Here is a 22,503-nt window from a genome sequence, read left to right on the forward strand (position 1 = left end):
AACCGTTGAACCTTACATATAGAAATTTATGAATTTTATCCGTTCCGTCGGGGCGAAAACCCTCGGCCTTATTCAATCTCTCGGCAGTATCACGCTGTTTCTGCTGAATATTCTGGCGAAATCCGGTACGGCTTTCGTCCGTCCGCGCCTGAGCGTGCGCCAAGTGTATTTCGCCGGCGTGCTGTCGGTGCTGATTGTTGCCGTTTCGGGGCTGTTTGTCGGCATGGTCTTGGGTTTGCAGGGCTATACGCAGTTGTCGAAATTCAAATCCGCCGATATTTTGGGCTATATGGTCGCGGCTTCGCTGTTGCGCGAACTGGGTCCCGTGTTGGCGGCGATTCTGTTTGCCAGCAGCGCGGGCGGTGCGATGACCAGCGAAATCGGTTTGATGAAAACGACCGAACAGCTCGAAGCGATGAACGTGATGGCGGTAAACCCTGTTGCCCGCGTGGTTGCCCCGCGCTTTTGGGCGGGCGTGTTTTCCATGCCGCTTTTGGCTTCGATTTTCAACGTGGCGGGCATCTTCGGCGCGTATTTGGTCGGTGTAACTTGGCTGGGCTTGGACAGCGGTATTTTCTGGTCGCAAATGCAGAACAACATTACGATACACTACGACGTAATCAACGGTCTGATTAAATCCGTCGCGTTCGGCGTGGCGGTAACGCTGATTGCCGTGCATCAGGGCTTCCACTGCGTCCCGACCTCGGAAGGCATTTTGCGCGCCAGCACGCGCACGGTGGTTTCGTCCGCCCTGACGATTTTGGCGGTCGATTTTATATTGACCGCGTGGATGTTTACAGATTGACAGACCGTCTGAAGACGAAACGCGGAACATCGGATATTCAAGGAACTTTAATGAAAAAGAACGTATTGGAATTTTGGGTCGGACTGTTCGTCCTGCTCGGCGCGGCGGCGGTTGCCTTTCTCGCTTTCCGCGTGGCGGGCGGCGCGGCGTTCGGCGGTTCGGACAAAACCTACGCCGTTTATGCCGATTTCGGCGACATCGGCGGTTTGAAGGTCAATGCCCCCGTCAAATCCGCAGGCGTATTGGTCGGACGCGTCGGCGCTATCGGGCTTGATCCGAAATCCTATCAGGCGAAAGTCCGCCTCGATTTGGACGGCAAATATCAGTTCAGCAGCGACGTTTCCGCACAAATCCTGACTTCCGGCCTGTTGGGCGAACAATATATCGGTCTGCAACAAGGCGGCGACATCGAGAATCTTGTCGCAGGCGATACCATTTCCGTTACCAGCTCCGCCATTGTTTTGGAAAACCTGATCGGCAAATTCATGACCGGCTTCGCCGAGAAAAACGCGGCAGACGGCAATGATGCGGCAAAAACCGCCGAATAAACGTACAACACCATATTTATAGGACACTGAATCATGAAAAAAACCTCCCTTATCGGCGCACTGTGCATCGGTATCTTGAGCATCGGTATGGCGGTTGCCGCCCCTGCCGACGCGGTAAACCAAATCCGTCAAAACGCCACTCAGGTATTGGGCATCTTAAAAAGCGGCGATGCTGTCACCGCCCGCCAAAAAGCCGAAGCCTACGCGACCCCTTATTTCGATTTTCAACGCATGACCGCACTGGCGGTCGGCAACCCTTGGCGCACCGCGTCCGACGCGCAAAAACAAGCATTGGCCAAAGAATTTCAAACCCTGCTGATCCGCACCTATTCCGGCACGATGCTGAAATTCAAAAACGCCAACGTCAATATCAAAGACAACCCTATCGTCAATAAGGGCGGCAAAGAAATCATCGTCCGCGCCGAAATCAGGCTTTCCGGGCAGCAAGCCGTCAATATGGACTTCACCACCTACCAAAACGGCGGCAAATACCGTGCCTACAACGTCGCCATCGAAGGAGCGAGCCTGGTTACCGTGTACCGCAACCAATTCGGCGAAATCATCAAAGCGAAAGGCATCGACGGGCTGATTGCCGAGTTGAAAGCCAAAAACGGCGGCAAATAACCGACAAACCATACCGTCCGAGGGCGGTATGGGTTTTCCGAGCAAACGCTATGCATACAGAACTCAAAAACGGAATATTGCACATCGGCGGCGACATCACCGTCAAAACCCTGACCGGGGAGGCTTTTGAGCGTTTCCGGCAGCAATGCCGTTTGAAAGAAACCATTGCCGTCGATTTCGGCGGTGTAAAGCGTGCCGATTCCGCCTGCGTGTCGCTGCTGCTCGAAATATTGCGCCGACGCAAAGACAGCATCGGTCTGACCGGCATTCCCGAATCCGTGCGCGCGCTGTCCGAACTGTACGAAATCAAAGACTGGTTGAAATCATGAAAAAAACCGCCTACGCCGTCCTCCTGCTGATCGGGTTCGCTTCCGTCCCTGCATTTGCAGAAACCCGCCCTGCCGACCCTTATGAAGGCTACAACCGCGCCGTTTCCAAATTCAACGACCAAGCCGACCGCTACATTTTCGCCCCTGCCGCACGCGGCTACCGCAAAGTCACGCCGAAACCCGTCCGCGCCGGCGTGTCCAATTTTTTTAACAACCTGCGCGACGTAGTCAGCTTCGGCAGCAATATCTTGCGCTTGGACATCAAACGCGCAAGCGAAGACCTTGTCCGTGTCGGCATCAATACCACTTTCGGTTTGGGCGGACTGATCGACATCGCCGGCGCGGGCGGCGTTCCCGACAATAAAAACACCTTGGGCGACACGTTTGCCTCGTGGGGATGGAAAAACAGCAATTATTTCGTGCTGCCCGTCTTAGGGCCGTCCACCGTCCGCGACGCGCTCGGCACGGGCATTACCTCCGTTTACCCGCCCAAGAATATCGTCTTCCGCACCCCCGCCGGACGTTGGGGTACGGCTGCCGCCTCCGCCGTCAGCACCCGCGAAGGCCTGCTCGATTTGACCGACAGCCTTGATGATGCCGCCATCGACAAATACAGTTATATGCGCGATTTCTATATGAAGGTCCGCGCGCGGCAGACCGGTGCAACACCTGCCGAAGGTACGGAAGATAACATCGACATCGACGAATTGGTCGAAAGTGCCGAAACCGGGGCGGCGGAAACTGCCGTTCAAGAAGATTCCGTATCCGAAACACAGGCAGAAGCAGCAGGGGAAGCCGAAACGCAACCCGGAACACAACCCTAAAGCCATGCCGTCTGAAAATCCGTGTTCGGACGGCATTCCCTTCTGTCGGAACGGACAGTCCGACACTACAGATTGGGCTATAATCCCTTTTTTGCGCATACCGCGCGACAGCAAAGGAAAAACCATGTACGAAGTCAACCGCAGCGTATTCGTCCTCATTCCGCTCGAACCCTTCTGGAACTGGCTGCAAACCCTGCCGGGCAACCACCTCGACGGACTGACCCTCGAAGACATCCAAGCCGATGCCAATTCCTACCTTGTCCGCCCGTGCGAAACCGCCGACGAAGTATGGGACGAAATCGAAACCCGTTTTGAAGACATTTTCGCCGCCGAACTTGCCGACTGGTGCGAAGACGAACGCGAGTGGCCCGAACTCGATGCCGACATTTTCAACGAATGGTTCGACATCCAGCTTTCTACCGTCATCACCGACCTCGAACACGAACCGCTTGCCCGCGAAGCCTTCCAACCCATCAACCTGAACTGATGAAGCTGACCGTCCGCAATTACCATCTCGACGGCTACGGCCATGTCAACAATGCGCGCTACCTCGAATTTCTCGAAGAAGCGCGCTGGGCGTTTTTTGAAGAACGCGGACTGCTGCACGAGTTGGCAGGCCTCATACTGATTGTCGCCCGCATCGACATCCGATACAGCCGTCCCGCCGTCGAAGGCGACGTATTGCAGTTTTCATGCCGTCTGAAAACCCCCGGCACGCGCCGCATTGTGCTGACCCAGACGATTACACTGCCAAACGGCAAAACCGCCGCAGAAGCCGACATCACCCTGATGCCCGTCCACGCCGCCACACAACGCACCGTCAGCCTGCCCGCCACCCTTGCCCGCGCACTGGAAGCCTTGTCCGAATGAAAAAAATACTCACCGCCGCCGCCGTCGTCTTGGTCGGCATCCTTCTTGCCGCCGTCCTGATTCCCGACAGCAAAACCGCCCCCGCATTTTCGCTGCCCGACCTGCACGGAAAAACCGTTTCCAACGCCGACCTGCAAGGCAAAGTAACCCTGATTAATTTTTGGTTTCCCTCCTGTCCCGGTTGTGTGAGCGAAATGCCCAAAGTCATCAAAACGGCAAACGACTACAAAAATAAAGATTTCCAAGTCCTCGCCGTCGCCCAGCCTATCGATCCGATAGAAAGCGTCCGCCAATATGTCAAAGACTACGGCTTGCCCTTTGCCGTCATGTATGATGCGGACAAAGCCGTCGGACAGGCGTTCGGCACACAGGTTTATCCGACTTCCGTCCTTATCGGCAAAAAAGGCGAAATCCTCAAAACCTACGTCGGCGAACCCGATTTTGGCAAACTCTACCAAGAAATCGATACCGCGCTGGCGCAATAAACACATTTGCCCTGCCGTCCGAACGCAAAGGAAGGGATGCGGGCGCGTTCCTGCTTTTTGCATGTTCGGCTTCAGACGGCATTTCATCTTCCGGCGGTTTTTTACCGTTGCCGGACTGCCCGAAGCCAAAGGGCGGGGGATGCCTTTTGCAGGCGCACCCGAACCGCGTGCCGGTACGATGCCCCTCCGTCACTAGACTGCCTTCCGGCAAAACGGCGGATTCCGTACCGCCTTTAAAGCGTTTGGCTGTCAAACTTGCCATTGCTCGAATAAAAAATATTCCTTCCGCCGTTATCTTTCCCGGCAGCCGGCTTCGGGCGCATTCCGTCCGGGGCGGCACTTTATGCGCCGTCTTGTGCCGAAACGCCCCATAAAGCCCCCTCCGGCACGGACTTTTTACATTTTATCGAATATCCTCTTGACGAAACAACAGAAAATAGCGAGAATGCCGAGCTTGTCTGAAGCATAGGTACATCCCCTATGCCCGCTTTTTTGAAAGGAAATCAAATGAAACAAGGTATTCACCCGAACTACCACGAAGTCAACGTTACCTGCTCCTGCGGCAACAAATTCGTAACCAAATCCGCGATGGAAAAAGAAAACTTCAATATCGAGGTTTGCTCCCTGTGCCACCCGTTCTATACCGGCACCCAAAAAATCGTCGATACCACCGGTCGCGTGGACAAATTCAACAACAAATTCGGCAACCTGTTCAAACGCTGATTGCCGCTTTGCAAGAATTAAGCCCTGCCATCATTTCGATGGCAGGGCTTTTTAATATTTGGCACACTGACTTCTTATCTATATAGTGGATTAACAAAAATCAGGACAAGGCGACGAAGCCGCAGACAGTACAGATAGTACGGAACCGATTCACTTGGTGCTTGAGCACCTTAGAGAATCGTTCTCTTTGAGCGAAGGCGAGGCAACGCCGTACCGGTTTTTGTTAATCCACTATATTTTGACGGGGTTGAAGTTGACATCTACAAGGTTTAATGTTTGAATACATTCAAAAATATATTTGAATGAGATGTTTTATGATTCAAAATGTCGTTACTTCAATAATCCTGTATTCTGGGACAGCCGTAGACTTACTTATTATCCTAATGTTATTTTTTGCCAAAAGGAAAAGCAGAAAAGACATCATTAACATCTATTTAGGACAATTTCTAGGCTCTGTTAGCCTGATATTGCTAAGTTTGCTTTTTGCATTTGTCTTAGATTATATTCCTAGTAAAGAGATTTTAGGTTTGCTCGGCTTGATTCCGATTTTCCTAGGCCTCAAAGTTTTGCTTTTAGGAGATTCCGATGGAGAGGCTATTGCCAAAGAGGGTTTGCGCAAAGATAATAAAAACCTGATTTTTCTAGTCGCTATGATTACTTTTGCAAGTTGTGGCGCTGACAATATTGGTGTCTTTGTCCCATATTTTACTACCTTAAATTCAGCGAATTTGATAGTGGCTTTACTTACCTTTCTAGTCATGATTTATCTCTTGGTTTTTTCTGCCCAAAAATTGGCACAAGTCTCTTCTGTCGGAGAAACTTTGGAAAAATATAGCAGATGGTTTGTTGCCGTTGTTTATTTAGGATTGGGGATATATATCCTGATTGGAAACAACAGTTTTGATATGCTATGGACTGTGTCGGGCCGGGAAAAAATATTATGAAAAAGATAGTATCTGCAAAGACTGCCCTGTGCAGTCTTTTTTGTTGCCGGTCTTTTTGTGTCTGATGCCGTCTGAAGCAGTCTCTGCACGACCTTTGTGCGAATATTTGCTACACTTGGCAATCCATCCATTTCTTCTCACGCTTATGCTGACCTATACCCCGCCCGATGCCCGCCCGCCCGCCAAAACCCACGAAAAGCCGTGGCTGCTGCTGTTGATGGCGTTTGCCTGGTTGTGGCCCGGCGTGTTTTCCCACGATTTGTGGAATCCTGACGAACCTGCCGTCTATACCGCCGTCGAAGCACTGGCAGGCAGCCCCACCCCCTTGGTTGCCCATCTGTTCGGGAATGCCGATTTCGGCATACCGCCCGTGTATCTTTGGGTTGCCGCCGCGTTCAAACATTTGCTGTCACCGTGGGCTGCCGACCCGTATGATGCCGCACGCTTTGCCGGCGTGTTTTTCGCCGTTGTCGGGCTGACTTCCTGCGGCTTTGCCGGTTTCAACTTTTTGGGCAGACACCACGGGCGCAGCGTTGTTTTAATCCTTATCGGCTGTATCGGGCTGATTCCGGTTGCCCATTTCCTCAACCCCGCCGCCGCCGCCTTTGCCGCCGCAGGGCTGGTGCTGCACGGCTACTCGCTGGCACGCCGGCGCGTGATTGCCGCCTCTTTCCTGCTCGGTACGGGTTGGACGCTGATGTCGCTGGCGGCAGCTTATCCGGCGGCATTTGCGCTGATGCTGCCCCTGCCCGTGCTGATGTTTTTCCGTCCGTGGCAAAGCAGGCGTTTGATGTTGACGGCAGTCGCCTCGCTTGCCTTTGCCCTGCCGCTGATGACCGTCTATCCCCTGCTCTTGGCAAAAACGCAGCCCGCGCTGTTCGCGCAATGGCTCGACTATCACGTTTTCGGTACGTTCGGCGGCGTGCGGCACATTCAGACGGCATTCAGTTTGTTTTACTATCTGAAAAATCTGCTTTGGTTTGCATTGCCTGCGCTGCCGCTGGCGGTTTGGACGGTATGCCGCACGCGCCTGTTTTCAACCGATTGGGGGATTTTGGGCGTTGTCTGGATGGCTGCCGTTTTGGTACTGCTTGCCGCCAATCCGCAGCGTTTTCAGGACAACCTCGTTTGGTTGCTGCCGCCGCTTGCCCTGTTCGGCGCGGCGCAACTGGACAGCCTGAGGCGCGGCGCGGCGGCGTTTGTCAACTGGTTCGGCATTATGGCGTTCGGACTGTTTGCCGTGTTCCTGTGGACGGGCTTCTTTGCGATGAATTACGGCTGGCCCGCCAAGCTTGCCGAACGCGCCGCCTACTTCAGCCCGTATTACGTTCCTGACACCGATCCCATTCCGATGGCGGTTGCCGTACTGTTCACACCCTTGTGGCTGTGGGCGATTACCCGGAAAAACATACGCGGCAGGCAGGCGGTTACCAACTGGGCGGCAGGCGTTACCCTGACCTGGGCTTTGCTGATGACGCTGTTCCTGCCGTGGCTGGACGCGGCGAAAAGCCACGCGCCCGTCGTCCGGAGTATGGAGGCATCGCTTTCCCCGGAATTGAAACGGGAGCTTTCAGACGGCATCGAGTGTATCGGCATAGGCGGCGGCGACCTGCACACGCGGATTGTTTGGACGCAGTATGGCACATTGCCGCACCGCGTCGGCGATGTACAATGCCGCTACCGCATCGTCCGCCTGCCCCAAAACGCGGATGCGCCGCAAGGCTGGCAGACGGTCTGGCAGGGTGCGCGCCCGCGCAACAAAGACAGTAAGTTCGCACTGATACGGAAAACCGGGGAAAATATATTAAAAACAACAGATTGAACCGAGTTTCTGGATTAAGTGCCGGAAATTGCGTATAATTGCGCGATTAAATCTTTATATAGTGGATTAACAAAAATCAGGACAAGGCGACGAAGCCGCAGGCAGTACAGATAGTACGGAACCGATTCACTTGGTGCTTGAGCACCTTAGAGAATCGTTCTCTTTGAGCTAAGGCGAGGCAACGCTGTACTGGTTTTTGTTAATCCACTATAAATCAGCTGTTTTGCAGGCATCACACAGGAGCGACAATTATTATGATGACCCTCTATTCCGGCATTACCTGCCCCTTCAGCCACCGCTGCCGCTTCGTTTTGTACGAAAAAGGTATGGATTTTGAAATCAAAGATGTCGATATTTACAACAAGCCCGAAGACCTCGCCGTCATGAACCCGTACAACCAAGTCCCTGTGCTGGTCGAGCGCGATTTGGTGCTGCACGAGTCCAACATCATCAACGAATACATCGACGAACGCTTCCCTCATCCGCAGCTTATGCCCGGCGATCCCGTTATGCGCGGCCGGGGCCGGCTGGTGCTGTACCGTATGGAAAAAGAATTGTTCAACCACGTCCAAGTGTTGGAAAACCCCGCCGCCACCAACAAGGAACAGGCAAAAGCGCGCGAAGCCATCGGCAACGGTCTGACCATGCTCGCCCCTTCGTTCAGCAAAAGCAAATACATTCTCGGCGAAGATTTTTCTATGATTGATGTCGCCCTGGCCCCGCTGCTGTGGCGGCTCGACCACTACGATGTCAAACTGGGCAAAAGTGCCGCGCCGCTGCTCAAATACGCCGAGCGCATCTTCCAACGCGAAGCCTTTATCGACGCGCTGACACCTGCGGAAAAGGCGATGCGCAAATAAGTTTGAAATGCCTGTAAAACCTGACGGTTTCAGGCATTTCTATATTCAGGCACATTATGGGGAGCATTATGACTACTTCCACCAAACCCTATATCCTCCGCGCACTTTGCGAATGGTGCAGCGACAACAGTCTCACACCGCACATCCTTGTCCGTGTCAACGAACACACGCGTGTCCCCATGCAGTACGTCCGCGACAACGAAATTATGCTCAACATCGGCGCGACCGCCACGCAAAACCTTCAAATCGACAACGATTGGATCAGTTTTTCCGCCCGCTTCGGCGGACAGGCGCACGATATATGGATACCTGTCGGACACGTCCTCAGCATTTTTGCACGGGAGACCGGAGAAGGTATGGGGTTTGAATTGGAGGAGTACCGCCCCGACACGCCGCCTGAAAACACCTCTGCCGAAACCGCGCCCCGACCCGTCAAAAAAGGCTTGAAATTGGTCAAATAAATCTATGCCGTCTGAACGGAATCGTGTTTCAGACGGCATTTTGTCCGATGGGGCGCAAACGGAATCCGTTTATCGGCAAAACCCGTTTCGGTGTATCGAAACCGTGTTGCCCCTGCCAATTCGATATTGGGACGTTATTGCATCAGCATTAGAGTGCAATTATGGTGCAGCTAACCAAGCGATAGAGCGGCAACGCCAACGAGCAGCGGCAGTTGCTGTGCATGAGCGTGTTGCAAAATTTTTATAAATATCATCAAACCATGAAAATGCCGTCTGAACCTGCGATACGGGCTTCAGACGGCATTTTGTCCGATATTCGGGCAATCAGGCGGTCAGCACGGCTTTCAGGATTTTGTTGACTTCGCCCATATCGGCTTTGCCGGCGAGGCGGGTTTTCAATACGCCCATCACTTTGCCCATATCCGCCATACCTGCCGCGCCGGTTTCGGCAACGGCGGCATCGACCGCAGTACGGATTTCTCCGGCAGAGAGCATTTGGGGAAGGTAGCGGTGCAGTACGTCGATTTCGGCGTTTTCTTTGTCTGCCAAATCCTGACGGCCGGCTTCAGTGTAGATTTTCGCGCTGTCTTTGCGCTGTTTGACCATTTTGGTCAGGATGGCGGTGATTTTGGCATCGTCGGCTTCGGTGCGTTCGTCCACTTCAAACTGTTTGACGGCGGCGTTGATGAGGCGGATGGTGCCGAGGGAAACTTGGTCTTTGGCGCGCATCGCGGTTTTCATGTCTTCGGTAAGGCGGATTTTCAGGCTCATAATGTCCTCGCTGGAATGTCGGATGGAAACGGCGGGTTTCGATGCCGTCTGAAAAGCAAAACACACCGCAGAGCAGGTCTTGCGGTGTGTCTTCATATCACAGGGCTGACCTGTAATCTGTACTTGAACGTTTAGTACATTTTGGGCGGCAGTTGTTGGCTGCGCAGGCGTTTTTGCAGGCGTTTTACGGCTGCCGCTTTTTTGCGTTTGCGTTCGGTAGTCGGTTTTTCGTAGGCTTCGCGGGCGCGCAGCTCGGTCAGCAGGCCGGTTTTTTCTACGGCGCGTTTGAAACGGCGCATAGCGACTTCAAATGGTTCATTCTCTTTTACGCGGATTGCAGGCATTTTATTTCCTTTAATAAATTCGGTTGTTTCATCTGCCCATCATATCGGTGGAAAGGGTAGGGCGGACGGTGTTGAAGGTTTACCGTATCGCTGTGCCTTGCGGCGGCGGGATACGCGCCGTGACGGAAACATCACCTCCTAACGGGTCGGCTTGTGCCGTGTCAAGCTGCTTGAAAAAGCAGGAAAAACAATTTTCGGATTGTCTTATATTTATGGTTCGCCGTCAATGCCGTTCGGGATAAAAATGCCGTCTGAAAGACAGGGCGGGTTTCAGACGGCATCGGTACGTCAGCGTGCAGGAACAATGCCCATACGCTGTTTGAGCGGGATGTGCGGCGCGCCGAAGAGGGAGGCGTAGTAGGCGGCATTGGTCATCACTTTTTTGACATAGTCTCGCGTTTCGGAAAACGGGATGGTTTCGGCATATACCGCGCCTTCGAGGGGCGTGTCCGCCTGCCATCGGCGCGCCCTGCCGGGGCCGGCGTTATAGCCTGCGGTAGCGAGGACTTCGTTGTTTTGCAGGCGGCGTTTGGTGTCCGCCATATACCACGTCCCCATACGGATATTGCCGTCGGCGGTGTAAAGTTGTGCGGTATCCATACCGATTTTGCCGGCGATTTCGCGCGCGGTGGCGGGCATAACCTGCATCAGCCCCTGCGCGCCTACGCCGGATTGCGCGCCCATAACGAAGCGGCTTTCCTGACGAATCAGCCCGTAAACCCACGCCGGATCGACATTAACATTTTGCGCGTGGCGGATTACCGTGTCTTTAAACGGCGAAATATAGCGCAAGGTGTAGTTGAGTTTGCGGTCGGTGCGTTCCGCGCTGTTGACCGCCATATCGTAAAAACCGTGGTCGAACGCGGTTTGCGCGGCGGTCAGCAGCTTGTCTTCGTCGAAGCCGCGTGTGGCGAAACGCCATTCCGCCTGAGCCTGACGGCGCATTTTCGCATCGCCGGCGGTTCGGCTGTTTTGGAACAGTACCAGCGCACGCTTAATCGCGCCGTCTTCCGCCATACGGAGGACGCTGTTTGTGTCGGCATCGGGAACATTGTTGCGCGTATCGATTTTGCGCCCCAACTCTTCCCCTGCCAGTACGGCATAAAAATTCCTGCCCGTCGCTGCCGCCTGTTTGTAGAGTTTTTCCGCCTCTTGCGTGTTGCCCGTTGCGGCGCGGCTGCGTGCCAGCCAGTAGAGCCAGGTCGGGCTTTTTTGCAGTTTTTCGGGCATATGCGAGATAACGGAGGCCAGCTCGTCCCAACGTCGGGCGCGCAAGGCGGCACGGGCGTACCACTCGATTTGGTCGTCGGTCAGTTGGCGGCGGTCGGCAACCTTGCCGTAATAGTCCAAGGCGGCAGGCACATTGAGGCTTTGCGACTGATAATGCCCCAATACGCCCCACGCGAAACTGCTCTGTTCGGGGCTTAAACCGCTTTCCATTTCGGACAGCAGGGCGGCGGCATTTGGCGATTTGCGCGCCTCTTTGCCGATGACGTTCAACAGGGCATATTCGCGCGAACCTTGTGTACCGCCGTCAAACGGGCTGCCCAATGCGGCGGCAAGGTTGCGTGCGTCTGTGGTTTGGCGGCCGGCCAGCAGTCCGCGCACGCGCCTCCAGGCATCGTTGCCGTCCAACAAGCCGGATGCGGCTGCCTGTTCCAACAGTTTGGTGCAGCCCGAAGGCAGTTTGCCCGTATTTTTAACCAGTTCGGCGGCACGCGTATAGTCGTTGCGGCTCGAATCGGCGTAGCATTCGACTTCTTGGGCGCGCCCTGCCGGTTCGAGTTTGGCATATTCCTGTGCAAACAGCGTCCACTGTTTGCGTGCGCCCAAAGACTTCAGCCACTCGTTGCGGACATTTTCCGCCATCGCACTGTCGCCGGCGTTTTCCAAATAGGCGGCGACGGCGGCATCGTTTTTCTGTTTCACTGCATCCAGTGCGGACGGGTAGCCGCCGTAATCTGCCAGCGTTTTTCCTTCGGGTTCGACAGGGCGGGTGGGAACGCTTGCCGAAAGGTCGGCAGTTTCTATATTGTCTGCCGGGGTCTTGCCGGCTGGCAGTGTGTTTGTCGAAGAACACGCGGCAAGCACCAGGGCCGCCAGCAGCGGCAGGGAATGCTTCATAGAGGGTAGGTACATCGGATTTCCTTAAGAATCGGAACCCTGAACGGTCAGGGTTGGAAAAGACAAAATGCCGTCTGAACAGGCGTTTGCCCGAATTATATGCCGAAACTGCACCGCCTTTGGAATGTTTCCGACATAATTTATATTTTTCAATCATTTGCCGTTTGGGTGCGAACCGCTGCCTTTGCCCGTTTCAGACGGTATAGTGGATTAACAAAAATCAGGACAAGGCGACGAAGCCGCAGGCAGTACAAATAGTACGGAACCGATTCACTTGGTGCTTGAGCACCTTAGAGAATCGTTCTCTTTGAGCTAAGGCGAGGCAACGCCGTACTGGTTTTTGTTAATCCACTATATTGTCCGAAATGGTTGCCCGCTTCCTGCCTTATTGACAAAAAAACGCTTTGCCGATAATATCCTACGAAAATTAACCTGCCGATTTGACACAGCTTGCGGGCATAACAGCTAAAGCGTTCCGACAATTTCAGCTTTATCTTCCGCGCCCGTTGTGTCCGACATCGGGCTTTGTTTTATGGGAAAGACAATGATTATTTTGGACAAGGTTTCCAAGCATTACCAAACGCGCGACAAGACTCGTTTTGCCGCCGTCGAGCCGACCAGCCTCGAAATCCGCGACGGCGAAATCTTCGGGCTGATGGGCTATTCCGGCGCGGGCAAATCCACCCTGTTGCGGCTGATTAACCTGTTGGAACGTCCCGACAGCGGCACGGTCGGCGTGTGCGGACAAGATTTAACCAAGCTGAATGCCGCCGCATTGCGCCGAGCGCGGCAGAATATCGGTATGGTGTTCCAGCAGTTCAACCTTTTGAGCAACCGCACCGTCGCCGGTAACGTCGCCTTCCCATTGGAAATCGCCGGATGGCCGTCTGAAAAAATCAAAGCGCGCGTTGCCGAATGCCTCGAAATCGTCGGCTTGACCGAACGCGCCGGCCACTATCCCGCCCAGCTTTCCGGCGGACAAAAACAGCGTGTCGGCATCGCCCGCGCGCTCGCGCCCAAGCCGCAAGTCATCCTCGCCGACGAACCCACTTCCGCCCTCGATCCCGCCACCACGCGCAGCGTCTTGGAATGTTTGGAAGACATCAACAAACGATTCAACGTAACCATCGTCATCGTAACCCACGAAATGAGCGTCATCAGACGACTGTGCGACCGCGCCGCCCTCTTGGACAAAGGCAAAGTCGTCGAAATCGTCGAAGTACGCGGCAACCAAATCCACGCCCGATCCGACATCGGGCGCGAACTGATTCGGGAGGACTGATATGGCAGACTTAACATTCCAACAAGCCGTTTCCAACATCATCAGTATGAAAGGCGAAATCGTCCGCGCCTTGGGCGAAACCTTTGTGATGGTCGGGCTGTCCACCACATTCGCCGTCATCTTCGGCACGCTGCTGGGCGTGCTGCTCTTCGTAACCTCCAGCCGCCAACTGCATTACAACAAGCCGGTGAACTTCCTGCTCGACAACCTCGTCAACCTCATGCGCGCCTTTCCCTTCGTCATCCTGATGATTGCGATGATACCCGCCACACGCGCCATCGTCGGCAGCACCATCGGCCCGGTTGCCGCCTCGCTGGTGTTGAGCGTGTCGGGATTGTTTTATTTTGCCCGACTGGTGGAACAAAACCTGCGCGAAGTCCCCAAAGGCGTGATTGAAGCCGCCGCCGCGATGGGTGCGCCGCCGCTTGCCATCGTCCGCAAAGTCCTCTTAAACGAAGCGCGCGCGGGTATGGTTTCCAGCATTACCGTGCTTGCCATCGGGCTTTTGTCATACAGCGCGGCGGCAGGAATGATAGGCGGCGGCGGCTTGGGCGACCTCGCCATCCGCTACGGCTACTACCGCTACCAAACCGAAGTCATCGTCTTCATCGTCGCCCTCCTCGTGCTGCTGGTCATCCTGATTCAAAGCACCGGCAACGCGTTGGCGCGGAAATTGGACAAACGTTAAACCCAAAATGCCGTCTGAAGCCCGGATGAAGCCGGCCTTCAGGCTTGAGAACGATACGGTAGGGTGAAATATCCGCCGCACCGTTAAAAATGCTATAAAATCCCCCTGTTCGCGGCAAATGCCGTCTGAACGCCGAATCCGGACGGCAGGACTTCCTGCCCGTCATTTTTGTTTGAAACCGCCACAACATCAGGAGAAAATATGAAACCCTTCTTCAAAACCCTTTCCGCCGCCGCACTCGCGCTCATCCTCGCCGCCTGCGGCGGTCAAAAAGACAGCACGCCCGCAGCCTCTGCCGCCGCTCCTTCTGCCGACAACGGCGCGGCGAAAAAAGAAATCGTCTTCGGCACGACCGTCGGCGACTTCGGCGATATGGTCAAAGAACAAATCCAACCCGAGTTGGAGAAAAAAGGCTACACCGTCAAACTGGTCGAGTTTACCGACTATGTGCGCCCGAATCTGGCATTGGCGGAGGGCGAGTTGGACATCAACATCTTCCAACACAAACCCTATCTTGACGATTTCAAAAAAGAACATAATCTGGACATCACCGAAGCCTTCCAAGTGCCGACCGCGCCTTTGGGACTGTATCCGGGCAAGCTGAAATCGCTGGAAGAAGTCAAAGACGGCAGCACCGTATCCGCGCCCAACGACCCGTCCAACTTCGCACGCGCCTTGGTGATGCTGAACGAACTGGGTTGGATCAAACTCAAAGACGGCATCAATCCGCTGACCGCATCCAAAGCGGACATCGCCGAAAACCTGAAAAACATCAAAATCGTCGAGCTTGAAGCCGCGCAACTGCCGCGCAGCCGCGCCGACGTGGATTTTGCCGTCGTCAACGGCAACTACGCCATAAGCAGCGGCATGAAGCTGACCGAAGCCCTGTTCCAAGAACCGAGCTTTGCCTATGTCAACTGGTCTGCCGTCAAAACCGCCGACAAAGACAGCCAATGGCTTAAAGACGTAACCGAGGCCTACAACTCCGACGCGTTCAAAGCCTACGCGCACAAACGCTTCGAGGGCTACAAATACCCTGCCGCCTGGAATGAAGGCGCAGCCAAATAAGGCAGTCGTATAAAATGATGCCGTCTGAACCGTATCCGTGTTCAGACGGCATTTTTGTCCTTTAATCCGCCATTCCCTGCCATTCCGTCGAATCCGGTGTATCGATTCCGAACAGCGACAAAGCGTGTGCGACACTGTGCGCCACTATGTCGTCCGCCGTCTGCGGCTTGCGGTACATCGCAGGAACAGGGGGAAACACCACGCCGCCCATTTCCGTTACTCGCTTCATATTGTCCAAATGGGCAAGGTTCAGCGGCGTTTCGCGCACCATCAGTACCAGCCGCCGCCTTTCCTTCAAAACCACATCCGCCGCACGCGTCAAGAGGTTGTCGCCGAAGCCGTGCGCGACCGAGGCAAGCGTCCGCATCGAACAGGGGGCAACCAGCATCCCGTCCGTTTTAAACGTACCGCTGGCAATGCACGCCCCGATATTGCCGATCGGATGCACGAAGTCCGCGAGGGCATATACTTCGTCTCTCGCATAATCCGTTTCCGAAGCGCGCGCCATCTCCGCGCCTTTCGATACCACAAGGTGCGTTTCGACATCTTGCGCGCGCAAAAGTTCCAAAGCCTTCACGCCGTATTGGAAACCGCTCGCCCCGCTGATGCCGATTATCAAACGCCGTACCATCATCCGCCTTTCCCATAAAACCGCCTGCAACGGCAAACCGGCTATTATAGTGAAAAAACAGAAATCCGATAAACACGGATACAAATTGTCGGCAACACCCAATATCCGATAAAATACCCGATTTAACATCCTATCTGAATAGGCACGGGAGGGCGGTATGGCAAAAGTAAAAGGCGGATTGGGGCGCGGCTTGGATTCGCTGCTCGCCAACGGCGCGGACAACAGCAGCGGCGACCGATTGACCACGGTTGCGGTTAAAGATATCCGTCCCGGCCGCTATCAGGCGCGTGTTCAAATCGATGACGAAGCCTTGCAGGAACTGGCAGATTCGATTAAGGCGCAAGGCGTGATACAGCCCGTCATCGTGCGCGAACACGGACTGTCCCGATACGAACTGATTGCAGGCGAACGCCGTTGGCGCGCCGCACAGATTGCCGGTCTGTCCGAAATCCCTGCCGTTATCAAAACCATCAGCGACGAAACTGCGTTGGCAATGGGTTTGATCGAAAACCTCCAGCGCGAAAACCTCAACCCCATCGAAGAAGCACAAGGCTTGAAACGCCTTGCCGACGAGTTCGGGCTGACCCACGAAACCATCGCCCAAGCCGTCGGCAAAAGCCGAAGCGCGATTTCCAACAGCCTGCGCCTTTTAAGCCTGCCCGAACCCGTGCAGGAAATGCTTTACCAACGCCGCCTCGAAATGGGGCACGCCCGCGCACTGCTGACCCTGCCCGTCGTCGAACAGCTCGAGTTGGCGCAAAAGGCCGTCAAAAACGGCTGGTCGGTGCGCGAAGTCGAACGCCGCAGCCAGGCCGCTCTTCAAAACAAACGCCCCGAGCCCAAAAAAACTGCCGCCGCCGACATCGGCCGCCTGAATGATTTGCTGACTGAAAAACTGGGTGTTAACGCCGAAATCAAAACCGCCAACCATAAAAAAGGCAGAATCATCCTGCATTTCGACACGCCCGAAACCTTCGACCACATCTTGAAGCAGTTGGGAATAGATTACCTGCCTTAATTTTGCAGGATATGCCGTCTGAAACATAAAACGTAAAGAAATTCGGACAAACTTTCCAATAATCTGTAATTATATGTAATGTGTGTTAGAATGACACCTGCCGCCGTTATTCAGGCGGCGGGTGCGGCGGATTGGGATACGTTGTTTCACAAAGATTAACTGTCGCTTGACGTAATAAGGCTTCTAAATTATATTAGCCGCGCCTCAAATCCGAGGCGGAAACATTCCCTTTATGAAGCAGATTATCATCCTACAATCCGCCGTATTGTCCATATGCGCCGCAGTTGCCTTTGCCGTATGGGGTTTTGCCGGATTCCTTTCGGCGGTCGGGGGCGGTTTGTCCTACCTGCTTCCCACGTTTGTTGCAGTTTTACTTTTAAAACTTTTCAGGGGAAACCCTTTCCTGCAAAGCAGGATGTTCGTCTTCGGAGAGATTTTAAAAGTAGTGCTGTCGCTGTTGTCTATGCTTGCCGTATTTGCAATATGGCATCAATCGCTGGTGTTCGCCCCGTTTCTAATGGGGCTGCTCGGTGTCAGCCATTTGGTTTTTTTAGTATTGTTGAGAGTGAAAGATTATGGCAGGTGAAACCATTACCGCTGCCGACTACATCAAGCACCACTTGCAGAGCTTGACCAGTTTGTCGGATGTTACTCAGGGTCAGGGACTGAAAAACATTGCTGATTTTTCGTTTATTAACCTTGATGCCGTCTTTTTTGCCGTCCTGTTGGGCGTAATCGGCAGCTTTCTGTTGTGGCGCGGTGCAAAAAAAGCGACGGCAGGCGTTCCCGGACGTTTTCAGGCCGCCGTGGAAATCTTGTTCGAGTTTGTGGACGATATGTGTAAGAGCATCATTCACAATGAAAAGTCTAGAAAAGCCGTCGCGCCGTTGGGTCTGACGCTGTTTGTCTGGATTTTCCTGATGAACGCGATGGATATGCTGCCGGTCGATTTGCTGCCGATGGTATGGCAGGGCATTACCGGCAACCATCACGCCCTGCTGCGCGTCGTACCGACTGCCGATTTGAACACCACTTTGGCACTCGCTGTCGGCGTGTTGCTGATTTGTATTTATTACAACATCAAAATCAAAGGATTGGGCGGCTGGTTTCACGAGCTGTTCAGCGCGCCGTTCGGTGCAAAACTCGCACCTGCGAACTTCCTGCTGAACTTGGTTGAGTTTCTTTCTAAAACCGTATCACACGGTATGCGGTTGTTCGGCAATATGTATGCGGGCGAATTGGTATTCTTGCTGATAGCTTTGCTTGGCGGTGCTTGGGCAGCTTCCGGCAGCGTTGAAGCGATGGATCCGATTCTGTTCGTCTTCCATATTATTGCCGGATTGGCGTGGGCGATTTTCCATATTCTGGTAATTACCCTGCAGGCGTTTATTTTCATGGCGTTGGCGTTTGTCTATATCGGACAGGCACATGATGCGCACTGATTTTCCCAAGTAGTTTGTTTTTGTAGTTTAACCTTTGTTTCTTTAAGGAGTTTAAAATGGGTTTGATTGCTATCGCATGTGGTTTGATCGTTGCATTGGGCGCACTGGGTGCCTCTATCGGTATCGCAATGGTCGGTTCTAAATATTTGGAGTCTTCTGCCCGCCAGCCCGAACTGATCGGTCCCCTGCAAACCAAGCTGTTCTTGATTGCCGGTTTGATTGATGCGGCCTTCTTGATCGGTGTGGCTATTGCCCTGTTGTTCGCTTTCGTTAACCCGTTTGGTACTGGTGCTGCGTAATCAAAACGGAGAAATCCGTTCGGATACAGGCTTGCGTCCTGTTTGATTAACCCGGATACGAAGGTTAAGTAACGTGAATATTAATGCAACCTTATTTGCGCAAATCTTAGTTTTCTTTGGCTTGGTTTGGTTTACGATGAAATTCGTGTGGCCTCCGATTGCCAAAGCATTGGATGAGCGTGCCGCAAAAATCGCCGAGGGCTTGGCTGCTGCCGAGCGCGGTAAGAGCGATTTTGAGCAGGCAGAGAAAAAAGTTGCAGAACTTATGGCCGAAGGGCGTAACCAAGTAACCGAAATGGTTGCCAACGCCGAAAAACGTGCTGCAAAAATTGTAGAAGAAGCCAAAGAGCAAGCTTCTCATGAAGCGGCACGCATTGCAGCCCAAGCAAAAGCTGATGTAGAGCAAGAAGTTAACCGTGCACGCGAAGTGTTGCGCGAACAGGTTGCTTCATTGGCTGTTAAGGGTGCGGAATCTATCCTGCGTAAAGAAGTCGATGCTTCCAAACATGCAGATTTGCTCAGTGCCTTAAAACAGGAGCTGTAATCTTATGGCAGAGTTCGCAACGATTGCCAGACCTTATGCGAAAGCATTGTTTGGTCTGGCTCAGGAAAAAAACCAAATCGAGTCTTGGTTGGGCGAACTGAAAGAACTCACAGCGGTTGTTCAAGATGAGAAAGTTATCGCTTTCATCGAGCAGCCGGAAACGGGATCTTCTGAAAAGGCAGAAACGCTCAAGGGTCTTGTCGGTATCAAAAATGTCGAATTGGCAAATTTTATTACCGTTTTGGCCGAGCAAAAGCGTTTGCCGGTATTGCCGGAAATTTATGCCCAATATCAAGATTTGACCTTGATACACAACAATACGAAATCGGCAGTAATTTACAGCGCGTATGAACTCAGTTCCCAGCAGCTGGCCGATGTTACCGATATCCTGATAAAACGCTTCAACAGCAAATTGGATGTGGTGGCTAAAGTTGCCCCTGAATTAATCGGCGGCATCAAAGTAGAAGTGGGTGATCAGGTCTTGGACTTGTCTGTACAAGGCAAACTGAATGCTTTGTATGCGACTATGACGAATTAGGAGAGTTTTCATGCAGCTTAATCCTGCTGAAATCAGCGATTTGATTAAAGCCAAAATCGAAAATCTGTCCGTCAATGCAGAAGTGCGTACCCGTGGTACGGTAATTTCGGTAACTGACGGCATTGTTCGTATCCATGGTTTGTCAGATGCGATGCAAGGCGAGATGCTCGAGTTCCCGGGTAACACTTTTGGTTTGGCGATGAACTTGGAGCGTGATTCCGTCGGCGCCGTAGTGTTGGGTGAGTACGAACACATTAAAGAAGGCGATACGGTTACCTGTACCGGCCGTATTTTGGAAGTGCCGATCGGTCGCGAATTGGTCGGACGCGTAGTTGATGCATTGGGTCGTCCGATTGACGGCAAAGGTCCGATTAACACAACATTGACTGCTCCAATCGAAAAAATCGCGCCGGGCGTGATTGCGCGTAAATCGGTTGACCAGCCGATGCAAACCGGCCTGAAAGCCATCGACTCTATGGTTCCGGTCGGCCGGGGGCAGCGCGAGCTGATTATCGGCGACCGCCAAACCGGTAAAACTGCCGTAGCGCTGGATGCCATCGTTAACCAAAAAGGTACGGGCGTTATCTGTATCTATGTGGCTATCGGTCAAAAGGCATCTTCTATCGCCAACGTAGTACGCAAATTGGAAGAGCATGGTGCGATGGAACATACCATCGTAGTTGCCGCGACTGCTTCTGAAGCCGCTGCGCTGCAATACATCGCCCCTTATTCCGGCTGCACGATGGGCGAATTCTTCCGCGATCGCGGCGAAGATGCGTTGATTGTATATGATGACTTGTCCAAACAGGCCGTCGCATACCGTCAAATTTCCCTGCTGCTGCGCCGCCCGCCCGGCCGCGAAGCCTATCCCGGCGACGTATTCTATCTGCACTCCCGTCTGTTGGAACGTGCGGCCCGCGTCAGCGAAAACGAAGTTGAAAAACTGACCAATGGCGAAGTAAAAGGCAAAACCGGTTCTCTGACTGCGTTGCCGATTATCGAAACCCAAGCCGGCGACGTATCGGCATTCGTACCGACAAACGTCATTTCGATTACAGACGGCCAAATCTTCTTGGAAACCGACTTGTTCAACGCCGGTATCCGTCCTGCAATCAATGCCGGTATTTCCGTATCGCGCGTAGGCGGTGCGGCACAAACCAAAGTCATCAAAAAACTGGGCGGCGGTATCCGTTTGGCGTTGGCGCAGTACCGTGAATTGGCGGCGTTCTCGCAATTTGCTTCCGATTTGGACGAAGCAACACGCAAACAGCTGCAACACGGCGAAGTGGTTACCGAATTGATGAAGCAAAAACAATTCAGCACATTGAACACTGCCGAAATGGCATTGACTTTGTGGGCGATCAACAACGGTTCTTACGCAGATGTCCCTGTATCCAAAGCCTTGGCTTTCGAAGCAGAATTCCTGAGTTTCGTCCGTACGCAGCACCCTGAGGTTCTGGAAGCGGTTAATGCATCGGGCGCAATGTCTGACGAAAGCGAAAAAGCATTGGCCGAAGCCATGAAATCTTTCAAATCTTCTTACGCTTACCAAGCGTAAGCATTGAGATGAAAGGAGTCTGAAATGGCAGTCGGAAAAGAGATTCTCACCAAAATCCGCAGTGTTCAAAATACCCAAAAGATCACTAAAGCGATGCAAATGGTGTCGACCTCTAAAATGCGGAAGACTCAAGACCGGATGCGCCTGGCGCGTCCGTACGCCGAAAAAGTGCGTACGGTGATGAGCCATCTCGCACAAACCAATGCCGATCACGGTATCAAACTGTTGGAGCCGCGCAGCGAAGTGCGCCGTGCCGGTTTCATCTTGATTACATCGGACAAAGGTTTGTGCGGCGGCTTGAACGCAAACGTACTGAAAAAGTTTTTGGCGCAAGTTCAAGAGTATCAGGAACAAGGCATCGAAGTCGAAGTCGTGTGCTTGGGCAGTAAAGGTTTGGCCGCTTGCCAAAGCATCGGTTTGAACGTTATTGCCAGTGCGGCCAATTTGGGCGATACCCCGAAAATGGAAGCGTTGCTCGGCCCTTTGACCGAAATCTTCCGGCGTTATGAGAAACATGAATTAGACCGTATCCATATGGTTTATTCGTGTTTCATCAATACGATGCGCCAAGAGCCGCGTATGGAGGTTTTGCTGCCCATCGGCGAAAACGTTATTGACGACGAAGCAGTCCATTCTTCATTTACTTGGGAATACCTCTACGAGCCGAGCCCTGTCGCCGTATTGGAATATTTGGTTCGCCGCTATTTGGAGTCTGTGGTTTATCAGGCATTGAGCGACAACATGGCATCCGAACAAGCCGCGCGTATGGTAGCGATGAAAGCCGCAACCGACAACGCAGGCAATGCCATCAAAGAATTGCGCCTGGTGTACAACAAATCGCGCCAAGCCGCGATTACCACGGAATTGTCAGAAATTGTAGCAGGTGCGGCGGCAGTTTGAT

At 53.4% G+C, this 22,503-nt stretch carries 28 protein-coding genes; 24 read left to right on the plus strand and 4 right to left on the minus strand.

Annotation, left to right across the window (positions count from 1 at the left end; translation table 11 throughout):
- Nucleotides 1-28: 28 nt before the first annotated feature.
- The 13 genes from mlaE (at nt 29) to FGL10_RS10350 (ending at nt 9,295) form a co-directional block, all read left to right on the plus strand.
- On the plus strand, nt 29-805 hold the full coding sequence (gene mlaE, locus FGL10_RS10290; protein WP_003711034.1) for a lipid asymmetry maintenance ABC transporter permease subunit MlaE: 777 nt from the start codon (nt 29-31) through the stop codon (nt 803-805).
- Between the two features lie 50 nt (nt 806-855).
- Nucleotides 856-1,353, plus strand: coding sequence for an outer membrane lipid asymmetry maintenance protein MlaD (gene mlaD / locus FGL10_RS10295; RefSeq protein ID WP_003711035.1), 498 nt, complete (start codon nt 856-858; stop codon nt 1,351-1,353).
- 33 nt (nt 1,354-1,386) lie between these two features.
- Nucleotides 1,387-1,977 carry an MlaC/ttg2D family ABC transporter substrate-binding protein gene (locus FGL10_RS10300; protein ID WP_003711036.1) on the plus strand — a complete coding sequence of 197 codons (591 nt, stop codon included), beginning with the start codon at nt 1,387-1,389 and terminating at the stop codon, nt 1,975-1,977.
- 50 nt (nt 1,978-2,027) lie between these two features.
- Nucleotides 2,028-2,306, plus strand: a complete 279-nt coding sequence (locus FGL10_RS10305; protein ID WP_003711037.1) for an STAS domain-containing protein — start codon at nt 2,028-2,030, stop codon at nt 2,304-2,306.
- Entirely contained in the window at nt 2,303-3,130 is an 828-nt protein-coding gene (locus FGL10_RS10310; protein WP_003711038.1) for an MlaA family lipoprotein, read from the plus strand. Before FGL10_RS10305 ends, FGL10_RS10310 begins: the two co-directional genes overlap by 4 nt.
- A gap of 124 nt (nt 3,131-3,254) precedes the next feature.
- Nucleotides 3,255-3,617, plus strand: a complete 363-nt coding sequence (locus tag FGL10_RS10315) for a hypothetical protein (RefSeq protein WP_036470376.1) — start codon at nt 3,255-3,257, stop codon at nt 3,615-3,617.
- Nucleotides 3,617-4,000, plus strand: a complete 384-nt coding sequence (locus FGL10_RS10320; protein ID WP_003711040.1) for an acyl-CoA thioesterase — start codon at nt 3,617-3,619, stop codon at nt 3,998-4,000. Before FGL10_RS10315 ends, FGL10_RS10320 begins: the two co-directional genes overlap by 1 nt.
- A complete protein-coding gene (locus tag FGL10_RS10325) occupies nt 3,997-4,485 on the plus strand; it encodes a peroxiredoxin family protein (RefSeq protein ID WP_003711041.1) in 489 nt (162 codons plus the stop codon). Before FGL10_RS10320 ends, FGL10_RS10325 begins: the two co-directional genes overlap by 4 nt.
- 507 nt (nt 4,486-4,992) lie before the next feature.
- Nucleotides 4,993-5,208 (plus strand): 50S ribosomal protein L31, encoded by a 216-nt coding sequence (gene rpmE / locus FGL10_RS10330; protein ID WP_003713538.1) that lies wholly within the window; start codon nt 4,993-4,995, stop codon nt 5,206-5,208.
- Nucleotides 5,209-5,522: 314 nt separating this feature from the next.
- Nucleotides 5,523-6,152 (plus strand): CadD family cadmium resistance transporter, encoded by a 630-nt coding sequence (locus FGL10_RS10335; protein ID WP_003711048.1) that lies wholly within the window; start codon nt 5,523-5,525, stop codon nt 6,150-6,152.
- Between the two features lie 145 nt (nt 6,153-6,297).
- A complete protein-coding gene (locus FGL10_RS10340; protein WP_003711049.1) occupies nt 6,298-7,974 on the plus strand; it encodes an ArnT family glycosyltransferase in 1,677 nt (558 codons plus the stop codon).
- Between the two features lie 254 nt (nt 7,975-8,228).
- Nucleotides 8,229-8,834: a glutathione S-transferase N-terminal domain-containing protein gene (locus tag FGL10_RS10345; protein ID WP_003711050.1), complete on the plus strand. Its 606-nt coding sequence runs from the start codon at nt 8,229-8,231 to the stop codon at nt 8,832-8,834.
- Nucleotides 8,835-8,902: 68 nt separating this feature from the next.
- Nucleotides 8,903-9,295, plus strand: a complete 393-nt coding sequence (locus tag FGL10_RS10350; RefSeq protein WP_036470384.1) for a ClpXP protease specificity-enhancing factor — start codon at nt 8,903-8,905, stop codon at nt 9,293-9,295.
- 324 nt (nt 9,296-9,619) lie between these two features.
- On the opposite strand, the gene FGL10_RS10360 is transcribed toward FGL10_RS10350, so the two are convergent.
- From FGL10_RS10360 to ltgA, 3 genes are all read right to left on the minus strand, one after another.
- Entirely contained in the window at nt 9,620-10,066 is a 447-nt protein-coding gene (locus tag FGL10_RS10360) for a GatB/YqeY domain-containing protein (protein ID WP_036470386.1), read from the minus strand.
- 131 nt (nt 10,067-10,197) lie between these two features.
- On the minus strand, nt 10,198-10,410 hold the full coding sequence (rpsU, locus tag FGL10_RS10365) for a 30S ribosomal protein S21 (protein WP_002214819.1): 213 nt from the start codon (nt 10,408-10,410) through the stop codon (nt 10,198-10,200).
- Between the two features lie 288 nt (nt 10,411-10,698).
- Entirely contained in the window at nt 10,699-12,549 is a 1,851-nt protein-coding gene (gene ltgA / locus FGL10_RS10370) for a lytic transglycosylase LtgA (RefSeq protein WP_036470380.1), read from the minus strand.
- Nucleotides 12,550-13,078: 529 nt separating this feature from the next.
- On the opposite strand from ltgA, the gene FGL10_RS10385 reads away from it, so the two are divergent.
- The 3 genes from FGL10_RS10385 to FGL10_RS10395 all read left to right on the plus strand — a co-directional run bounded on the left by FGL10_RS10385 (nt 13,079) and on the right by FGL10_RS10395 (nt 15,572).
- Entirely contained in the window at nt 13,079-13,816 is a 738-nt protein-coding gene (locus FGL10_RS10385) for a methionine ABC transporter ATP-binding protein (RefSeq protein WP_118811055.1), read from the plus strand.
- 1 nt (nt 13,817) lies between these two features.
- Nucleotides 13,818-14,504: a methionine ABC transporter permease gene (locus FGL10_RS10390; RefSeq protein ID WP_002259433.1), complete on the plus strand. Its 687-nt coding sequence runs from the start codon at nt 13,818-13,820 to the stop codon at nt 14,502-14,504.
- Between the two features lie 201 nt (nt 14,505-14,705).
- A complete protein-coding gene (locus FGL10_RS10395) occupies nt 14,706-15,572 on the plus strand; it encodes a MetQ/NlpA family ABC transporter substrate-binding protein (protein WP_003708460.1) in 867 nt (288 codons plus the stop codon).
- Nucleotides 15,573-15,633: 61 nt separating this feature from the next.
- On the opposite strand, the gene FGL10_RS10400 is transcribed toward FGL10_RS10395, so the two are convergent.
- Nucleotides 15,634-16,203 carry a UbiX family flavin prenyltransferase gene (locus FGL10_RS10400; RefSeq protein WP_170314403.1) on the minus strand — a complete coding sequence of 190 codons (570 nt, stop codon included), beginning with the start codon at nt 16,201-16,203 and terminating at the stop codon, nt 15,634-15,636.
- 157 nt (nt 16,204-16,360) lie between these two features.
- Between FGL10_RS10400 and FGL10_RS10410 the strand changes: the two genes are divergently transcribed.
- The 8 genes from FGL10_RS10410 to atpG all read left to right on the plus strand — a co-directional run bounded on the left by FGL10_RS10410 (nt 16,361) and on the right by atpG (nt 22,502).
- Entirely contained in the window at nt 16,361-17,221 is an 861-nt protein-coding gene (locus tag FGL10_RS10410; protein WP_003708453.1) for a ParB/RepB/Spo0J family partition protein, read from the plus strand.
- Nucleotides 17,222-17,453: 232 nt separating this feature from the next.
- Nucleotides 17,454-17,807: an ATP synthase subunit I gene (locus FGL10_RS10415; protein ID WP_002214803.1), complete on the plus strand. Its 354-nt coding sequence runs from the start codon at nt 17,454-17,456 to the stop codon at nt 17,805-17,807.
- Complete coding sequence (atpB, locus tag FGL10_RS10420; RefSeq protein ID WP_003708450.1) at nt 17,797-18,663, plus strand: F0F1 ATP synthase subunit A; 867 nt, start codon at nt 17,797-17,799, stop codon at nt 18,661-18,663. The genes FGL10_RS10415 and atpB overlap by 11 nt, the downstream gene beginning before the upstream one ends.
- Nucleotides 18,664-18,719: 56 nt before the next feature.
- Entirely contained in the window at nt 18,720-18,962 is a 243-nt protein-coding gene (atpE, locus tag FGL10_RS10425) for a F0F1 ATP synthase subunit C (protein ID WP_003708448.1), read from the plus strand.
- Between the two features lie 73 nt (nt 18,963-19,035).
- Nucleotides 19,036-19,506 carry a F0F1 ATP synthase subunit B gene (locus tag FGL10_RS10430; protein ID WP_003708446.1) on the plus strand — a complete coding sequence of 157 codons (471 nt, stop codon included), beginning with the start codon at nt 19,036-19,038 and terminating at the stop codon, nt 19,504-19,506.
- Between the two features lie 4 nt (nt 19,507-19,510).
- Entirely contained in the window at nt 19,511-20,044 is a 534-nt protein-coding gene (locus FGL10_RS10435; RefSeq protein WP_036475254.1) for a F0F1 ATP synthase subunit delta, read from the plus strand.
- 10 nt (nt 20,045-20,054) lie between these two features.
- Nucleotides 20,055-21,602, plus strand: a complete 1,548-nt coding sequence (gene atpA, locus FGL10_RS10440) for a F0F1 ATP synthase subunit alpha (RefSeq protein WP_003708443.1) — start codon at nt 20,055-20,057, stop codon at nt 21,600-21,602.
- Between the two features lie 24 nt (nt 21,603-21,626).
- A complete protein-coding gene (gene atpG, locus FGL10_RS10445; protein WP_003708442.1) occupies nt 21,627-22,502 on the plus strand; it encodes a F0F1 ATP synthase subunit gamma in 876 nt (291 codons plus the stop codon).
- Nucleotide 22,503 lies beyond the last annotated feature (1 nt).

The sequence above is a fragment of the Neisseria lactamica genome, from assembly GCF_901482445.1.
GTDB lineage: Bacteria > Pseudomonadota > Gammaproteobacteria > Burkholderiales > Neisseriaceae > Neisseria > Neisseria lactamica.

Bases quoted from the DNA above. Each gene is read 5' to 3' on its own strand.
- rpsU (WP_002214819.1), bottom strand. From the start codon at position 10,410: ATGCCTGCAATCCGCGTAAAAGAGAATGAACCATTTGAAGTCGCTATG.
- FGL10_RS10385 (WP_118811055.1), top strand. From the start codon at position 13,079: ATGATTATTTTGGACAAGGTTTCCAAGCATTACCAAACGCGCGACAAG.
- FGL10_RS10350 (WP_036470384.1), top strand. From the start codon at position 8,903: ATGACTACTTCCACCAAACCCTATATCCTCCGCGCACTTTGCGAATGG.
- mlaD (WP_003711035.1), top strand. From the start codon at position 856: ATGAAAAAGAACGTATTGGAATTTTGGGTCGGACTGTTCGTCCTGCTC.
- FGL10_RS10400 (WP_170314403.1), bottom strand. From the start codon at position 16,203: ATGGTACGGCGTTTGATAATCGGCATCAGCGGGGCGAGCGGTTTCCAA.
- FGL10_RS10395 (WP_003708460.1), top strand. From the start codon at position 14,706: ATGAAACCCTTCTTCAAAACCCTTTCCGCCGCCGCACTCGCGCTCATC.
- FGL10_RS10320 (WP_003711040.1), top strand. From the start codon at position 3,617: ATGAAGCTGACCGTCCGCAATTACCATCTCGACGGCTACGGCCATGTC.
- atpA (WP_003708443.1), top strand. From the start codon at position 20,055: ATGCAGCTTAATCCTGCTGAAATCAGCGATTTGATTAAAGCCAAAATC.
- FGL10_RS10360 (WP_036470386.1), bottom strand. From the start codon at position 10,066: ATGAGCCTGAAAATCCGCCTTACCGAAGACATGAAAACCGCGATGCGC.
- FGL10_RS10300 (WP_003711036.1), top strand. From the start codon at position 1,387: ATGAAAAAAACCTCCCTTATCGGCGCACTGTGCATCGGTATCTTGAGC.
- atpB (WP_003708450.1), top strand. From the start codon at position 17,797: ATGGCAGGTGAAACCATTACCGCTGCCGACTACATCAAGCACCACTTG.
- FGL10_RS10315 (WP_036470376.1), top strand. From the start codon at position 3,255: ATGTACGAAGTCAACCGCAGCGTATTCGTCCTCATTCCGCTCGAACCC.
- FGL10_RS10340 (WP_003711049.1), top strand. From the start codon at position 6,298: ATGCTGACCTATACCCCGCCCGATGCCCGCCCGCCCGCCAAAACCCAC.
- FGL10_RS10410 (WP_003708453.1), top strand. From the start codon at position 16,361: ATGGCAAAAGTAAAAGGCGGATTGGGGCGCGGCTTGGATTCGCTGCTC.
- rpmE (WP_003713538.1), top strand. From the start codon at position 4,993: ATGAAACAAGGTATTCACCCGAACTACCACGAAGTCAACGTTACCTGC.
- ltgA (WP_036470380.1), bottom strand. From the start codon at position 12,549: ATGTACCTACCCTCTATGAAGCATTCCCTGCCGCTGCTGGCGGCCCTG.
- FGL10_RS10390 (WP_002259433.1), top strand. From the start codon at position 13,818: ATGGCAGACTTAACATTCCAACAAGCCGTTTCCAACATCATCAGTATG.
- FGL10_RS10305 (WP_003711037.1), top strand. From the start codon at position 2,028: ATGCATACAGAACTCAAAAACGGAATATTGCACATCGGCGGCGACATC.
- FGL10_RS10335 (WP_003711048.1), top strand. From the start codon at position 5,523: ATGATTCAAAATGTCGTTACTTCAATAATCCTGTATTCTGGGACAGCC.
- mlaE (WP_003711034.1), top strand. From the start codon at position 29: ATGAATTTTATCCGTTCCGTCGGGGCGAAAACCCTCGGCCTTATTCAA.
- atpE (WP_003708448.1), top strand. From the start codon at position 18,720: ATGGGTTTGATTGCTATCGCATGTGGTTTGATCGTTGCATTGGGCGCA.
- FGL10_RS10345 (WP_003711050.1), top strand. From the start codon at position 8,229: ATGATGACCCTCTATTCCGGCATTACCTGCCCCTTCAGCCACCGCTGC.
- FGL10_RS10310 (WP_003711038.1), top strand. From the start codon at position 2,303: ATGAAAAAAACCGCCTACGCCGTCCTCCTGCTGATCGGGTTCGCTTCC.
- atpG (WP_003708442.1), top strand. From the start codon at position 21,627: ATGGCAGTCGGAAAAGAGATTCTCACCAAAATCCGCAGTGTTCAAAAT.
- FGL10_RS10325 (WP_003711041.1), top strand. From the start codon at position 3,997: ATGAAAAAAATACTCACCGCCGCCGCCGTCGTCTTGGTCGGCATCCTT.
- FGL10_RS10415 (WP_002214803.1), top strand. From the start codon at position 17,454: ATGAAGCAGATTATCATCCTACAATCCGCCGTATTGTCCATATGCGCC.
- FGL10_RS10435 (WP_036475254.1), top strand. From the start codon at position 19,511: ATGGCAGAGTTCGCAACGATTGCCAGACCTTATGCGAAAGCATTGTTT.